The 14,959-nt window shown below is 39.1% G+C and carries 15 protein-coding genes and 1 pseudogene; 12 read left to right on the top strand and 4 right to left on the bottom strand.

Annotated elements, in window-relative coordinates; translation table 11 throughout:
- Positions 1 to 30: 30 nt before the first annotated feature.
- From wbaP to B0X70_RS24560, 10 genes and pseudogenes are all read left to right on the top strand, one after another.
- Positions 31 to 1,503 (top strand): undecaprenyl-phosphate galactose phosphotransferase WbaP, encoded by a 1,473-nt coding sequence (wbaP, locus tag B0X70_RS24515; protein ID WP_246593383.1) that lies wholly within the window; start codon positions 31 to 33, stop codon positions 1,501 to 1,503.
- Positions 1,504 to 1,844: 341 nt separating this feature from the next.
- Entirely contained in the window at positions 1,845 to 2,864 is a 1,020-nt protein-coding gene (galE, locus tag B0X70_RS24520) for a UDP-glucose 4-epimerase GalE (RefSeq protein ID WP_217470578.1), read from the top strand.
- On the top strand, positions 2,864 to 3,574 hold the full coding sequence (locus tag B0X70_RS24525; protein WP_217470579.1) for a LicD family protein: 711 nt from the start codon (positions 2,864 to 2,866) through the stop codon (positions 3,572 to 3,574). The genes galE and B0X70_RS24525 overlap by 1 nt, the downstream gene beginning before the upstream one ends.
- A 61-nt stretch (positions 3,575 to 3,635) precedes the next feature.
- Positions 3,636 to 4,532 (top strand): choline kinase family protein, encoded by an 897-nt coding sequence (locus tag B0X70_RS24530; RefSeq protein ID WP_217470580.1) that lies wholly within the window; start codon positions 3,636 to 3,638, stop codon positions 4,530 to 4,532.
- Entirely contained in the window at positions 4,522 to 5,475 is a 954-nt protein-coding gene (locus B0X70_RS24535; protein ID WP_246593384.1) for a DMT family transporter, read from the top strand. The genes B0X70_RS24530 and B0X70_RS24535 overlap by 11 nt, the downstream gene beginning before the upstream one ends.
- Positions 5,472 to 6,179 (top strand): NTP transferase domain-containing protein, encoded by a 708-nt coding sequence (locus tag B0X70_RS24540; RefSeq protein ID WP_217470581.1) that lies wholly within the window; start codon positions 5,472 to 5,474, stop codon positions 6,177 to 6,179. The genes B0X70_RS24535 and B0X70_RS24540 overlap by 4 nt, the downstream gene beginning before the upstream one ends.
- Positions 6,180 to 6,257: 78 nt before the next feature.
- A pseudogene (locus tag B0X70_RS24545) lies at positions 6,258 to 6,477 on the top strand (IS256 family transposase); the annotation flags it as partial.
- Between the two features lie 255 nt (positions 6,478 to 6,732).
- Entirely contained in the window at positions 6,733 to 7,431 is a 699-nt protein-coding gene (locus B0X70_RS24550) for a class I SAM-dependent methyltransferase (protein ID WP_217470582.1), read from the top strand.
- A 196-nt stretch (positions 7,432 to 7,627) separates the two neighbouring features.
- Entirely contained in the window at positions 7,628 to 8,116 is a 489-nt protein-coding gene (gene trmL, locus B0X70_RS24555; protein WP_065388879.1) for a tRNA (uridine(34)/cytosine(34)/5-carboxymethylaminomethyluridine(34)-2'-O)-methyltransferase TrmL, read from the top strand.
- Between the two features lie 553 nt (positions 8,117 to 8,669).
- Positions 8,670 to 9,368: a class I SAM-dependent methyltransferase gene (locus tag B0X70_RS24560; protein ID WP_217470583.1), complete on the top strand. Its 699-nt coding sequence runs from the start codon at positions 8,670 to 8,672 to the stop codon at positions 9,366 to 9,368.
- 99 nt (positions 9,369 to 9,467) lie between these two features.
- Here B0X70_RS24560 and cysE read toward each other — a convergent pair whose 3' ends face one another.
- From cysE to B0X70_RS24580, 4 genes are all read right to left on the bottom strand, one after another.
- Positions 9,468 to 10,289: a serine O-acetyltransferase gene (gene cysE / locus B0X70_RS24565; RefSeq protein WP_036811250.1), complete on the bottom strand. Its 822-nt coding sequence runs from the start codon at positions 10,287 to 10,289 to the stop codon at positions 9,468 to 9,470.
- 44 nt (positions 10,290 to 10,333) lie between these two features.
- On the bottom strand, positions 10,334 to 11,356 hold the full coding sequence (gene gpsA, locus B0X70_RS24570) for an NAD(P)H-dependent glycerol-3-phosphate dehydrogenase (protein WP_217470584.1): 1,023 nt from the start codon (positions 11,354 to 11,356) through the stop codon (positions 10,334 to 10,336).
- Positions 11,356 to 11,832 carry a protein-export chaperone SecB gene (secB, locus tag B0X70_RS24575; RefSeq protein ID WP_036811245.1) on the bottom strand — a complete coding sequence of 159 codons (477 nt, stop codon included), beginning with the start codon at positions 11,830 to 11,832 and terminating at the stop codon, positions 11,356 to 11,358. Before secB ends, gpsA begins: the two co-directional genes overlap by 1 nt.
- A 69-nt stretch (positions 11,833 to 11,901) precedes the next feature.
- A complete protein-coding gene (locus B0X70_RS24580; RefSeq protein WP_036811242.1) occupies positions 11,902 to 12,339 on the bottom strand; it encodes a rhodanese-like domain-containing protein in 438 nt (145 codons plus the stop codon).
- A 356-nt stretch (positions 12,340 to 12,695) separates the two neighbouring features.
- Here B0X70_RS24580 and envC point away from each other — a divergent pair, with 356 nt between their 5' ends.
- Both envC and B0X70_RS24590 read left to right on the top strand, forming a co-directional pair.
- Positions 12,696 to 14,003 (top strand): murein hydrolase activator EnvC, encoded by a 1,308-nt coding sequence (envC, locus tag B0X70_RS24585; RefSeq protein WP_217470585.1) that lies wholly within the window; start codon positions 12,696 to 12,698, stop codon positions 14,001 to 14,003.
- A complete protein-coding gene (locus B0X70_RS24590) occupies positions 14,000 to 14,917 on the top strand; it encodes a divergent polysaccharide deacetylase family protein (protein ID WP_105397472.1) in 918 nt (305 codons plus the stop codon). Before envC ends, B0X70_RS24590 begins: the two co-directional genes overlap by 4 nt.
- The last annotated feature ends 42 nt before the right edge of the window (positions 14,918 to 14,959 follow it).

The following is a 14,959-nucleotide window of genomic DNA, read 5'->3' on the forward strand; positions in this document are numbered from 1 at the left end:
ATACTCTTTCGAATTTAGGTAAATATTATTATGGATTCAAAAGAAATGATCCGGCACTCCAAGGACGGACATCTCGAATATGGAAACTATTCAGCATCTGTTAACCGTTTTTCTCTGATGGCAAGTGACCTTCTCGCTATGGCTGGTGCTTTTGTGCTTTCATGGTGGTTTGAAAGTATTCATACCGATATTTCATTCTCTCTCGTTTTTAAAAGTGGATCGGATGTGGCCAGGGCATGGAGCTTTCTGGCAATTAGTTTAGCTACGCTTCTCTGGTCCTGGGGGCATCTGCGACATTACACTTATCACAAACCATTCTGGAATGAGCTAAAGGAAACGTTGCTGATGATCATCGGACTAGCTGTAGCCGATTTAGCGATAGTAGCTATCTCTAAATGGAATTTCTCTCGTTACCAGTGGGCAATGTTCTGGTTGATTGTCATGTTTGCTCTGCCATTTTGTCGATGGCTGACTAAACTGTTATTAATTAAGCTTAGATACTGGAACATGCCAACTATCATCATCGGCAATGGAAATAACGCTCGCGAAACTTATCTAGCTATATTCAGCGAGCGTTTACTTGGCTTTGAGGTCATAGGCTTTGTTGCTCCAGACAATAATTGTGCTGCTAGCCCGGTGGAAACGCTTCCACTCTTCCATCTCACACCTGAACAATTGCTTGAAAAGCACCATCAATATAAGATCTTCATCGCCCTTGAGTATGAACAGAACGAGCTACAAGACGAGTGGTTGCGTTATCTCTCTGCTCATGGTGTGCGTAATATCTCAGTGATCCCAACCTTACGTGGAGTGCCACTCTATGGCACAGATGTCTCTTACTCTTTTAGCCATGAACTTTTGATGCTGAGGGTTAAGAATAACCTAGCTAGGCAGTCATCAAGTATCCTAAAGCGTGGTTTTGATATTGTCGTTTCTTCCCTTCTGTTAGTACTCCTTTCCCCTCTATTTCTCTTTATCGGCTGGAAGGTTTCCCGTGATGGAGCATCTCCTTTCTATGGTCATGAGCGTATAGGGCAAGGAGGGCGCCGATTTAAGTGTTTGAAATTTCGCTCTATGATTATCAACTCTAAAGAAGTGTTGGAAAATCTGCTCAAGACAGATCAGAACGCCTTGGAAGAATGGAAGAAGGATTTCAAGCTCAAGAATGACCCAAGAATCACTCCTATCGGCCACTTCCTACGTAAGACCAGCCTTGATGAGCTTCCACAGTTGATCAATGTACTGAGAGGAGAGATGAGTCTCGTTGGCCCAAGACCCATTGTTCAGGAGGAACTTGAACGCTACGGAGATGACAAGTCATATTATCTCATGGCGAAACCTGGTATGACAGGGCTATGGCAGGTAAGTGGACGTAACGATGTTGACTATGCGACGCGCGTATATCTTGATAGCTGGTATGTAAAAAATTGGGCGCTCTGGAATGATATTGCGATTTTGTTTAAAACAGTCAATGTAGTGATTAAACGAGATGGTGCTTATTAAGCATAAGATAGAGATGTGTGCCATAATATCTTTATAATTGCATTGTATCCTTGAAAAATAAATAGTTTGTTTATAGGTTCTTTAATAAGAATATTCGAAAAATGAACGTTTAAGTCCACATGCATCTTAATTAAATACTATGACTGAAACAGGCTTTATTCCTCCAGTTTCTTTAGACAAAGGGAGACACTGGTAACTTTTATGAATAGGATTTAAATAACCGTTAATATAAAACCTATATGCTAAACATCCTTTTATTTTTACCTGAGATAATAAAGAATTGTATTGGCTAAGTTATCATGAGCTTAGAAATAACTAACAAAGTACACAGGAATATTTAAATGCCAACCCTAATCACCGGCGGAGCCGGCTACATCGGCTCACATACAGTATTGGCGCTTCTAGAAAGAGGAGCTGATGTTGTTGTTATTGATAATCTGTGTAACTCATCACCCGAATCTCTTCATAGAGTTGAAAAGCTTACTGGCAAATCAGTGAAGTTTTATCAAGGTGATATCCTTGATTTAGATTTACTGAATCAAATCTTCCAGGAAAACAACATCGAATCTGTAATTCATTTTGCCGGTTTAAAAGCGGTTGGTGAATCCACCAGAAAACCACTTGAATATTATCAGAACAATGTTACTGGCACTTTAGTTCTGTTGCAGGCTATGCGTACCAATGGCGTACATAAATTAATTTTCAGTTCGTCCGCAACGGTTTATGGTGATCCAGAATCTGTACCACTCACGGAAAATGCTAAGGTTGGTGGTACAACTAACCCTTATGGCACCTCTAAGCTGATGGTCGAGCAGATTCTGAAAGATTTTGCCGCAGCCAAGCCAAGTTTCAAAATCACCAGTTTAAGATATTTCAATCCTGTTGGTGCTCATCCATCAGGTATGATTGGCGAAGACCCTAACGGTATTCCCAATAATCTATTACCTTATATCACTCAGGTTGCTATTGGTCGTCTGGAATGTTTATCAGTGTATGGCAACGATTATCCAACCAAAGACGGTACCGGTGTTCGTGATTATATTCACGTAATGGATTTGGCTGAAGGCCATATTGCCGCCATTGACTATCTGGATAAACAGCAATCCTATGAAGTTTTTAATTTAGGAACAGGTGCTGGTTATTCTGTACTTGAACTACTTCATGCTTTTGAAAAGGCATTAGGTAAAGATATTCCATATAAAATTACAGATAGACGTCCTGGGGATATTGCCGAGTGTTGGTCTGATCCGTCTAGAGCTCTCGATATCCTTGGCTGGCAAGCAACGCGTAATATTGACGATATGATGCGTGATAGTTGGAATTGGCAAATAAACAACCCCTATGGATATGGCAATCAATAATGGTGATATTTAAAAAACTAAAAGGAAATATAGATAAGAACCCTCTTTTCAGATATGTCCGATTTATCCTACTTCCTTCAATTCTTTCTTCAAAAGAGGAGATTAAGAGAAATAAGAGATATCACAAATATAATCTAGCTGCTTTGTATGCATTCCAGGAAGCGATGGAAAGTATTAACAAAACATTCTGGCTAGACTGGGGAACTTTGCTTGGTGCAATAAGAGAAAAAGACTTTATCGTACATGATAATGATCTGGATTTTGGCATGTACTTATCTGATTTTTCAGATGAAATTGAAATATCCTTAATCTCCAAAGGTTTTAAGAAACTCAAAAAGTTTGAGAAAGATAAAGGGGAAACAGCACTCGAATATACTTATTCCTTAAGAGGTGTACAAGTAGATATCTTCTTCTATTCTAAAAAAGAAGAGCACATGATTTGTCATCACTTTGGTGACTTTGGAGAACCGAAAATTAAAGGCAGTATTAAAGAAGGAGAATGCACTACTTTCGAGAATTATTGTCCTTCATTCGAGTTAACTAATACCGAGTTTAAAGGTAGAAACTTTCTTATACCTAAAAATACTACTGAGTATCTAACTAACTACTATGGTAAAGATTATATGATACCTGTCATAGAAACGGAGTACATTCCTGATCGATACTCATACACTAAGCCAATTGGGGTAGGAAAATATTATTTCTATTAATTTCTTATTTAGAATAAAATTAGCTATTTTATAATCATGAATGACTTTCTCTTTTGACGAAATGAAAAAAAATATTAATGAAATCAAACAGTTTGTTGCAAAGCTATTTAAGCTAGAAGTAAATGATAAATTTGAAATCTCCGTGATCGGAGGTATGACCAACAGTAATTATTTGGTTAAATTAAATAACCAAGAGATAGTTTTGCGTGTGCCAGGCAGAAAAACAGAATGTTTCATTAATAGGTATCACGAAAAAGTCAATAGCGAATTAACTTCGTCCTTAGGAATTAATGTGCCAGTATTCTATTTTGATCACAATACTGGCTTAAAAGCAACAAAGTTCTTAAGCGGCTCTGAAACCTTATCACCAATTAACGCAAGAAACTCAGCTAATATTCCATTGATTAGTAAGCAGTTAAAATATTTACATCAATCAGATCTAGCTTTTAATAATTCATTTAATGTCTTTACTGAATTCCATCGTTATTGGTCATTACTCCATAATAAAATTATTCCTTATCCTTTTGAACATACAGCAGAAGTATTGGATTTTTTCCATCAGATTGAAGCTATTTTAAACAATCTTGGCTTAGAGCATCGACCTTGCCACAACGATTTAGTCGCTGAAAATATTCTAAAATTAAATGAAAATGTCTATTTTATAGACTGGGAATATTCAGGTATCAATGATCCTATGTTTGATATAGCTGCACTATTTCTGGAATGTGGTTATACACAAGAAGAACAGAAACTATTTCTAGCTGAATATTTTGGGGAAAATATAATGCCAAATGCATTAGAAAAGATATTATTGTTTCAATTTTCCCAAGATGTTCTCTGGACAATATGGACAATAGTAAAAGAGGAAAATGGTGAAAAATTTGGAAATTATGGCATTAACCGCTTAAAACGGGCTTATAAGCTAATGGAACAGTACAAAAATAGCTATGTTCACTAACTTTAAAGCAGCTGCAAATGCCTATGGGCTGTTTTCTGGTGTTTTTTGGGGGTTAAGCGGCGTGCTTCTAGCATTATTGTTAAAAGATAGCGTCCTTTCCTCTTATTTTCTCATCCCCATTGTACTTGCCTTCCTGAATGATATGATTTCATGCGGATACATGTTTATGTATCTTGTACTTCAAGGAAAATACAAAGCAATACGCTCTATCCCCAAAAATAAGAAAAATGGGATCATTATACTGGCAGCTATATTTGGTGGCCCAATGGGCATGTCTTGTTATATTTTAGCTATTCAATACATTGGTGTTAGCTATACAGCAACCATTTCAGCCATTTACCCTGCTATTGGTGCTTTAATTTCTTTTTTTCTACTTAAAGATCGTATTCATCTTATCGGTATATTGGGATTAATATTAGCCGTTATGTGTACCATGATACTAGGTTACTCAGCATCAACTCAGACAACATCTAGCTGGCTCGGCTTTCTTTTCGCTTTTATATGTGCATTAGGTTGGAGTGCCGAAGTTGTTATCAGCTCGTATGGGATGAATAAAGATATACCTGCCGATATTGCTTATTTTATCAGGCAATTATCATCCTCTGTAGGCTATCTAGTAATTATCATACTATTAGTTCAATTTTTTCCTAGTGTTGTACATATTTTCTCAAATATGGCATTATACTCCTTATTATTTGCAACTTCTCTGGCAGCAACGATGTCATACTTTTTTTATTACAAAGCGATCAGTATGCTCCAACCCATCCGTGCTATGGGTTTAAATATCACTTATACTATCTGGGCAGTGATTTTTGCTTATTTTCTTATAGACGAACCCATTTCAGTAAAGCTATTGCTCCTATGCATAGGTGTCTCTACAGGTTCATTCCTCACCGCTGCAAATCCACGTAATATCAAAAAGTTAATTTTGACACTAAAATGAATGCAATTATATTAGCAGCAGGTTTAGGTTCTCGTTTTAATAACCTAACCAAAGAAAACCATAAAGCCTTGCTACCCATCAATGATATACCTAATATTGAACGTACTATTCAATATTTACATGAGTTTGGTATACAAGAAATACACATAGTTACTGGACATATGGCTCACTTATTCGATTATCTTGTAGCCAGATATGATTGTAACTTAATTTATAATCCTAACTATGCCAATTATAATAGTATATATTCTTTCTATTTAGCATCTGATTTCTTCAAGAATTCACTTGTTATAGATGCCGATGTTGTTCTACTAGATAATATCTTTACCTCTTTAGAACAAAGTACCTATTACGTTATCAAACGACCTAAAAGTGAAGATGCTGAATGGATACCCGTATTATCTAAACAAAATTTAATCAAAGACATCCAAGTTAGTAATGCTAATAAACCTTCTCTTTTAGGTATCTCGTATTGGGATGAGGTATCATGTGAAATTATTAAGAAAGAAATACCAAAGTTCTTAAATAAAGAAAATTTGGAAAACAGCAAGTTATATTGGGATAATATTCCAATCATGCTACTTGATAAAATTAAGGTTGGTATGCATTTAGTAGGAAAAAATCAAGCAGCAGAAATGGATACTATAGAAAACTATCATTACATTTGCGATACAATGATCAAAGCATGCTATACATCATCTTAACTTGAACCTGAGACTATAATTTAGATTGTGTAATTGCCTGTTTTTAATATGTTTCTTCCAACACCATAGGACAGGCAAATTATGGACAAAAAGTTTAAAGTGCTCGCAACCGAACTGGCTAAAGGCGTCAAAACCGAAGCAGATCTCAATTAGTTTTCCTACATGCTCACTAAGCTGATCGTCAAAACTGCGCTGAACGCGGAACTGACTATCTTAGATATAAGAAAATGCACCAAAATCAGGCTATAATACCCGTAACAGTTACTCATCTAAAACGTTACTCAGTGATAAGAACCAGCGCAGCGACTCAGTAGAATTGTCATCTCGGATAAAACATATTGCAGTGAATGTACTGAACAACACTAAAATATTTAAGGAGAAGATTGAAACAAAAGCATCGACGAGCACAGCCTATCTATCTGAAATTCCTGCCAAGCAAGCCCTCCCGTAATCTTTTCCTAAAATACCATCATTAAAAAATAATCTATCACTAGATCTTAATAATTCACTATAAAAGTATTATTAAAATAATTAGTTTATTGGTCATTTTTTTATGAAAACAGAAAACTCAAGAGAGCTACTCAATGATGTAATAGAGTGGGATATATGTAATTGGAGTCACGCTTTAAAATATTGGCAGGACCATTCTAACCTAGAATTAAAGTCAGCTAATATTCTAGAACTAGGAAGCCGAAATGGTGGATTATCACTGTGGGCAGCATTAAATGGAGGTAATGTTTTATGTACGGATTTAAATGGCCCTACTTCAAAAGCACAGGAGAAACATAAGCGTTATAATATAGAAAATAGAATTCGATATGGTAAATTAAGTGCATTAGATATTAAATATAGGAACCACTTTGATATTGTTATGTTTAAATCAGTATTAGGTGGTATTGGTTATAATTCAAATAAGTCAGCACAAAAAAAGGCGATTAATCAGATTTTCCATTCATTAAAAGAGGGGGGTGAATTTTGGTTTGCAGAAAATTTAATCGCATCACCATTGCATAAGTTTCTCAGAAAAAATTATGTTAATTGGGGCAATGCTTGGGGCTATGTTACTGTCAACGAAATGACCGAGTATCTATCAGCATTTTCAAATGTTAATTATACAACTTTAGGTTTCCTTGCTACGTTTGGCAGGAATGAATCTCAAAGAAAATTTTTAGGGATTTTAGATAATAAAGTTCTAAATAAGGTCGTTCCTAAACATTGGCACTATATTATAATCGGAGTGGCAAAAAAATAATCCAGAGAATCTCTAAAGAATTTAGTATGTTAGATTATATCTAGTGATGTTTTTTCACTTTTAAGTTTACTGACAATCAATCGATCCCCCCAACAAGGAAAGATCTTCCAACAGATAAATAGGAATATCGATGAAGATCCCCCTGCATCCCTTCCTGATTTCTGCTAACCTGTGCTCCTTGTTTCTAGGGGGCATTATGCTAAATATCGTCTTATTTGAACCTGAAATCCCACCTAATACCGGTAATATTATTCGTCTTTGTGCTAACACCGGATTTCAATTGCATCTGATTCAGCCTCTGGGGTTTACCTGGGATGATAAAAGGCTACGTCGAGCCGGGCTGGATTATCATGAGTTCGCCAATGTTAAACAACATCATGATTATTTTACTTTTTTAGAGAATGAAGGATTAACAGGAGTGTCTTCTGCTCGTTTGTTTGCTCTCACAACAAAAGGAACTCCGGCACATAGTGCTGTAAGTTATCAAGCCGGGGATTATTTAATGTTTGGGCCGGAAACCCGAGGGTTACCACCTTATGTATTGGATAATATGCCACCACAACAAAAAATTCGTATCCCAATGCTAGCAAACAGTCGCAGTATGAATCTTTCCAATTCAGTTGCCATTGTTGTTTTTGAAGCTTGGCGGCAATTAGATTATCAGGGCGCTATCATTAGAAAATAGTGTGCCAATAATCGCTACACACTTCTGTAATGGTTCAACGTGTTATTGACTATATCACGGCAATTTTTTCCTCTTTGCGTGGGTCACAGAAATTCAGTATAGGAACCGCTCTGCACCAGACCCACGGTGAGAACCAAACAACCCTTTTCGTCATGTTCCTCAGATAGATAAAGCATGGTACGACCATGATAGTTATCAGCTCAATATTCCAATATCACATCCGACAGAAGATGGACAGAGTACAACAGGCTTTGACGATGTAAGTGGCAGAATGACCATGATGTATCGTTAGGAAAGCAGTAAGACATCAAGGACATAGTTTTTATCCTGGGTTTTCTGAACAAGTTTTTGCGCTAAATCATCATTTATCACAGGACGTAGGTGCTATGATTAGTATAACTTAACCCTATTGAGGAATTTTTTCTCTTTGAAAATCGATTCATATAACTTAATCGGGGTTGCTTCCCTCAAGTGATCGACTATTTAGATCATAATAATTTAATAAAGTTAGCATTAAGGTAACTCATTTTCATTGATATATATTGGTTACGCTATGAAAGCAAAAAGTTCAAAAGAATTTCTCCATGATGTCATAGAATGGGACATATATAACTGGAGTTATTCCTTAAAATATTGGCAAGATCATTCTGGATTAGACTTAAAATCAGCTAATATTCTAGAGTTAGGTAGTAGAGATGGTGGGCTATCATTATGGGCAGCATTAAATGGAGCAAATGTCTTATGTACTGATTTAGATGGCCCCACGCCAAAAGCACTGGAGAAACATGAACGTTATCATATAGAAAAGAGCATTCAATATGATAAATTAAACGCATCGGATATCAAATATAAGAACCATTTCGATATTGTTATGTTTAAATCAGTATTAGGTGCTGTCGGTTATAATTTCAATAAAACAGCACAAAAAGAAGCTATTAATCAGATCTTTCATTCATTAAAAGAAGGAGGTGAGCTTTGGTTTGCAGAAAATTTGGTTGCATCACCATTGCATAAATTCCTCAGGAAAAATTATGTTAATTGGGGAAATACCTGGGGCTATGTTACCGCCAGGGAAATGACAGATTATCTATCAGCATTTTCAAATGTTGATTATACAACATTAGGCTTCCTTGCTACGTTTGGCAGGAGTGAATTTCAAAGAAGATTTTTAGGGATGTTAGATAATAAAGTTATAAATAAAGTCGTCCCTAAACATTGGCACTATATTATAATAGGCGTAGCAAGAAAATAATTTATAAAAGCTCTAAATAAGTTAAGCATGCAAAATCATATTTCCACATTTAATATGTGAAAATATGATAATGATTACTAATATCTATATTTCGAAAAATCAAATTCCATCACCATACTCAAAGCCATTGTTAATACCATTAAAGTGTTGGTTCATATCCAATGATGGCTTTTCACTTTCAGGTTTACCGACGATACGGGCAGGCACCCCAGCGGCTGTTGTGTGTGGTGGAACAGAGCGCAGTACAACTGAACCTGCGCCAATTTTCGCCCCACGGCCAATTTCGATATTACCCAATATTTTCGAACCTGCGCCAATCATCACCCCTTCCCTGACTTTCGGATGACGATCACCCCCTGTTTTACCAGTACCACCAAGAGTGACGGATTGCAGGATAGAAACGTCATTTTCCACTACTGCCGTTTCACCAATCACTATGCCTGTAGCATGGTCAAGCATAATGCCACAACCAATCTTTGCCGCCGGGTGAATATCAACGCCAAAAGACATCGAGATTTGGTTTTGCAGATAAATAGCCAATGCCTTACGCCCTTCTCCCCAAATCCAGTGGGCAATGCGATAGGCTTGTAGAGCATGAAATCCTTTGAGGTACAGCAGAGGAGTTGAGTATTTATCTACGGCGGGATCACGTAGACGCACTGCTATGATGTCGCGGGCAGCAGAGACAATCATCTTCTGATCTGAACGATAAGCCTCTTCTACAATCTCTCTAACCGCAATAGCCGGCATAATCGGCGTAGCCAGCTTATTAGCCAACATATAGCTTAAGGCACTACCAAGATTTTCATGCTTGAGTAATGTTGCATGAAAGAAACTGGCCAACATCGGTTCACATTCAGCCAGTGCTCTCGCTTCTGTTTTTATGTTCTTCCAAACTTCGTCCAATTCTTCTAGCGACATATTTTTTACTCTCACATTTAGAACCTATTTCATTAGATTTTTATTTAAGAGCGTACATTATCGCTCTCATCCTTTCTGGCTCTTCCTAATAATGCCTGAGCAGCTTCTTTCACATTTTTATTGCAATAGAGTATCTGATAAATTTGTTCCGCAATCGGCATTTCTACATTGGCACGATTAGCCAACGCACGTACTTCTTTAGTATTGCGATAACCTTCAACAACCTGTCCAATCTGATCCTGGGCTTCTTCGACGCTAATTCCCTGCCCCAGCATCATGCCAAAACGACGGTTACGTGATTGGTTATCAGTACAAGTTAAGACCAAATCGCCCAATCCCGCCATGCCCATAAAGGTAGAAGGATCAGCGCCAAGCGCGGCACCAAGGCGACTCATTTCCGCCAATCCACGCGTAATCAAGGCAGTACGAGCATTAGCACCAAAACCCATACCATCAGATATCCCCGCGCCAATGGCAATCACGTTTTTTACGGCGCCACCGAGTTGAACGCCAATAAAATCAGTATTCTTATAAACCCGAAAACTTTTGCCACAGTGGAATAATTGCTGGAGTTCGTCGCTAAAAGCAGATTCCGTCGCGGAAATAGCAATCGCAGTGGGTAAACCAGCCGCTAATTCTTTAGCAAATGTTGGGCCAGAGAGCACCGCTAGCGGTATTTCATTGCCCAATATCTCACGGGCCACATCTTGTAATAACCGACCGGTATCCGCTTCCAAGCCTTTAGTTGCCCAGACGATACGTGAATCAGACCGTAGATGAGGTTTCACCTGCTTTAATACTTCACCAAACACATGGCTCGGTATCACAATAAGAATGTTACGGCTTGCTGTTAATGCTTTTATCAGGTCTGTTTCAAGCAATAAACTATCAGGAAAGGAAACATCCGGCAGAAATGCCTGATTACAACGCGCCTGTTGCAATGCCCGGATATGTTCTGGGTTGTGCCCCCAAAGTACAACATTATGGCCATTACGAGCCAGCGTAATGGCTAATGAGGTGCCGTATGAGCCGGCACCGATCACTGTCATAGAAACAGTACTATTCATTAAGCTTCCTGTTCAGTTTGTTCACCGCCCTGAGACTGTTCTGCCTGCTGTTGCAGGTAGTTCATGAACAGGGCATCAAAGTTTACTGGAGCCAGATTCAGTTGTGGGAAGGTACCACGACTAACCAAGTTAGTGATGCATTCACGAGCATATGGGAACAAGATATTCGGACAATATGCACCCAAGCAGTGAGCTAACTGCGTTCCTTCGATACCTTCAATAGAGAAAATACCCCCTTGCTGTACTTCACATAGGAATGCTGTCTCTTCTCCCAAAGTGGCCGTTACAGTTACACGCAGAACAACTTCATAAACCCCTTGAGCCAACTCACTGGAAGCGGTATCCAGATCCAGTTTTACTTCCGGCTGCCATTCCTGTTGAAACACTTGCGGTGCGTTTGGTGCTTCAAAAGAGATATCTTTGGTGTAGATGCGTTGGATCTGGAAAGCCATTTCTGTATTGCTTTGTTCTGACATAATAATTGTTACCTTTAGATGTCCTTATTAAATTTTTTATGTGAATGTCTCCATTCACGCCCAAAATGATTACTTTTTACCACGCGCCAATGGCAAGTTTTCGCCTGTCCAACCCGCCAAACCTTCTTTCAAGGAACATACGCGCTCAAAACCGGCACGAATAAGATTCTCCGCCGGAGTACGAGATTCAATGCCATTCGCAGAAACAACAATTACAGGCTGCTTTTTATGTTTTTCCAACTCAGCAAAATTGTTGTCTTTAATTTCAGAGGGAGTCAGGTTTACTGAACCAATAATATGCCCTTTGCGGAAATCTTCACGGGAACGTAAATCCACGACGATGGCTTCTTCTTTGTTGATCAGATTAATAGCTTGAGCACGAGTTATCTCTTTGGTTTTAGAGAAGAAACCTCTCGATGTAGTCACAATAACGGCAACCAGCAGCGCAATCCAGATGAGGCTTAAGGTCATATGCTGGTTAATAAATTGCATGATTTCTTGCAGCATGGGGACAAAAACTCCCGTTGGTTAATAACAAATTTCTAAGGTTCCAGAGTATACCTTTGTGTTGCGTCAATTACAGCCAAATAGCATAAGCTCAATGCAAATTTTGCGGAGAGTTTCGAGAAAAAATAAAAATATCCTGAAAATGAAGCATTTTAAGTACCTTACCTGCATCTGCCCTGTCACACTCAATGCATACAGGAATTTCAGCAATAAATAGGCTAGTATGTTTATTACTATTCGATTTCGATGTTAAGACAGCATTATCTGAAAGTGTAAAAAATCAGCGTAGCATCTGGTAACTCTTTGTTCATCATGAAATAATCTAGCGCATACAGTAGCAAGGTATATTTACAGAAATGGCTGACAACAAGGAAATACATAGCCGTAATTATCGGCGCCATCAGAACTCACGGCGGAATAATATCTGTGCCTCGTTGTTCTATGCTTTCCTATTTGTTATTTTCAGCTTCAATACCTTTGCAAATCAAATTATCGCCAATAAAAATCAGCTGAAAGATCTCCAACAAGACATCGCGGAGAAAGAGAAAAGTGTACAACAACAACAGCAAAAACGTAGTTCTTTGCTAAATCAATTAAAAGATCAGGAAAATACCATTTCCACAATTGGTCAATCCCTACACAACACTCAAACTCAACTCAGTAAGCTGAATAAAGAGATTGCTGCTCTCGTCTCCAACATCAAAAAACTGGAAAAACAACAAAACGCGCAACGAGATATGCTGGCGCGCCAATTGGATGCTGCATTTCGTCAAGGGCAACATCAAGGGCTTGAACTCATGTTCAGAGGAGAAGAGGGAAAGAGAGGTGAGCGCATACTCGCTTACTATAGCTACCTTAATCAAGCCCGTCAGGACACCATTGTTAAACTTGAACAAACAACCGTTGATTTAACTGAACAAAAAAAACTTGAGCAACAGAAACAGGAAGAGCAAAAACAAGTTCTAACTGAACAACAACAGCAAAAGCAACAAATGGAAGTAGCCCGCAACGCTCGGCAGAAAACCCTAACTGAGCTGGAATCTTCCTTAAAGAAAGACCAAAAAAATCTCGCTGAACTAAAACAAAATGAAACCCGTCTGCGAGATAAAATTGCTAAAGCAGAACGGGAAGCGAAAGCACGTGCTGAACGAGAAGCCAGAGAAGCTGCCCGTGTTCGTGCCCAGATTGCAGCGAAACAGAAGCAAGCGCAGCAAAAAGGTTCCAGCTATAAACCCACTGAAGATGAACGCGCATTGATGGCGCGTACAGGTGGTCTTGGCCGTCCAGCGGGTCAGGCAATTTGGCCGGTCCGCGGTAAAGTGATACATGAGTTTGGTGAAGCGTTGCAAGGCGAATTGCGCTGGAAAGGCATGGTGATTTCTGCGCAAGAAGGTACTGAAGTTAAAGCAATATCCGATGGCCGGGTACTGCTGGCTGACTGGTTACAAGGCTATGGGCTAGTTGTCGTGATAGAGCACGGTAAAGGTGATATGAGTCTCTATGGCTATAATCAGAGCGCTCTGGTCAAGGTCGGCCAGCAAGTTCGAGCCGGACAACCTATTGCGTTGGTCGGTAACAGTGGCGGTCAGCAACAATCCGCACTCTATTTCGAAATCCGCCGCCAAGGAAGAGCGGTAAACCCACAACCGTGGCTTGGGAGATGAATCAGTTGAGACAACACAGGTTCACAAAAATTGGTATTACCGCTCTGCTTCTCTTGAGCCTACAAGCCAGTGCAGCCCGTCTGGCAATTGTTATTGATGATTTTGGTTACCGTCCTCATAACGAAAACAAAATATTGCAGATGCCTGTTGCGGTTTCTATCGCCATTCTGCCGGATTCACCGCATGGCAGGGAAATGGCTGAAAAAGCCTATAAACAAGGGCGGGAGATCTTAATCCATCTGCCAATGGCGCCTTTAAGTAAGCAATTGCTAGAGCCGGATACTCTCCAGCCAACCATGAGCAGTGAAGAAATTGACCGCATCATCCAGCGTGCAATACAAAAAGTCCCTTATGCTGTAGGAATCAATAACCATATGGGTAGCGCTATGACTTCGAGCTTGCCAGGAATGCAGAAAGTGATGCGCTCATTGTCTCGTTATAACCTCTATTTTCTCGACAGTGTGACGATTGGCAATACTCAGGCAACAAAGGCAGCGCAAGGCACGCCTGTCCGCGTTATCCGCCGTAATATTTTCCTTGATGATGTGCAATCAGAAGCGGAAACTCGCCATCAGCTAAATCGTGCGATTTCCATTGCCCGTAAGAATGGTTCCGCTATTGCTATCGGTCATCCTCATTCAACAACCATTCGTGCATTACAGCAGATGCTGCCAACGCTTCCCGCTGATATTGAGTTAGTTAGCCCAAGTAGGTTGTTAAGTGGCAAACCTGTTAGTGATAATCAGCATAAATGGGGCAAGCTGTGTGAAATAAAAGAGGCACCCATTACAGTTACCAGCCAAGATTATCTGGCCGTTATTGGCGATACTCTGGTTGATAATCCTATTGTGAACACGGTGAGCCGATATATCCAGAAACTAGCCGGAGATAAGTCTCAGGATAAAACAGAATAGAAATTCATATTAAGAAATAGCCAATTATCTTCTAATACTTCA

The sequence above is a fragment of the Photorhabdus akhurstii genome, from assembly GCF_019090985.1.
GTDB classification, from domain to species: Bacteria; Pseudomonadota; Gammaproteobacteria; order Enterobacterales; family Enterobacteriaceae; genus Photorhabdus; species Photorhabdus akhurstii.

Excerpts from the sequence above, each read along its gene's own strand:
- wbaP (WP_246593383.1), top strand. The coding sequence starts at position 31 with ATGGATTCAAAAGAAATGATCCGGCACTCCAAGGACGGACATCTCGAA.
- galE (WP_217470578.1), top strand. The coding sequence starts at position 1,845 with ATGCCAACCCTAATCACCGGCGGAGCCGGCTACATCGGCTCACATACA.
- B0X70_RS24525 (WP_217470579.1), top strand. The coding sequence starts at position 2,864 with ATGGTGATATTTAAAAAACTAAAAGGAAATATAGATAAGAACCCTCTT.
- B0X70_RS24530 (WP_217470580.1), top strand. The coding sequence starts at position 3,636 with ATGAAAAAAAATATTAATGAAATCAAACAGTTTGTTGCAAAGCTATTT.
- B0X70_RS24535 (WP_246593384.1), top strand. The coding sequence starts at position 4,522 with ATGTTCACTAACTTTAAAGCAGCTGCAAATGCCTATGGGCTGTTTTCT.
- B0X70_RS24540 (WP_217470581.1), top strand. The coding sequence starts at position 5,472 with ATGAATGCAATTATATTAGCAGCAGGTTTAGGTTCTCGTTTTAATAAC.
- B0X70_RS24550 (WP_217470582.1), top strand. The coding sequence starts at position 6,733 with ATGAAAACAGAAAACTCAAGAGAGCTACTCAATGATGTAATAGAGTGG.
- trmL (WP_065388879.1), top strand. The coding sequence starts at position 7,628 with ATGCTAAATATCGTCTTATTTGAACCTGAAATCCCACCTAATACCGGT.
- B0X70_RS24560 (WP_217470583.1), top strand. The coding sequence starts at position 8,670 with ATGAAAGCAAAAAGTTCAAAAGAATTTCTCCATGATGTCATAGAATGG.
- cysE (WP_036811250.1), bottom strand. The coding sequence starts at position 10,289 with ATGTCGCTAGAAGAATTGGACGAAGTTTGGAAGAACATAAAAACAGAA.
- gpsA (WP_217470584.1), bottom strand. The coding sequence starts at position 11,356 with ATGAATAGTACTGTTTCTATGACAGTGATCGGTGCCGGCTCATACGGC.
- secB (WP_036811245.1), bottom strand. The coding sequence starts at position 11,832 with ATGTCAGAACAAAGCAATACAGAAATGGCTTTCCAGATCCAACGCATC.
- B0X70_RS24580 (WP_036811242.1), bottom strand. The coding sequence starts at position 12,339 with ATGCTGCAAGAAATCATGCAATTTATTAACCAGCATATGACCTTAAGC.
- envC (WP_217470585.1), top strand. The coding sequence starts at position 12,696 with ATGGCTGACAACAAGGAAATACATAGCCGTAATTATCGGCGCCATCAG.
- B0X70_RS24590 (WP_105397472.1), top strand. The coding sequence starts at position 14,000 with ATGAATCAGTTGAGACAACACAGGTTCACAAAAATTGGTATTACCGCT.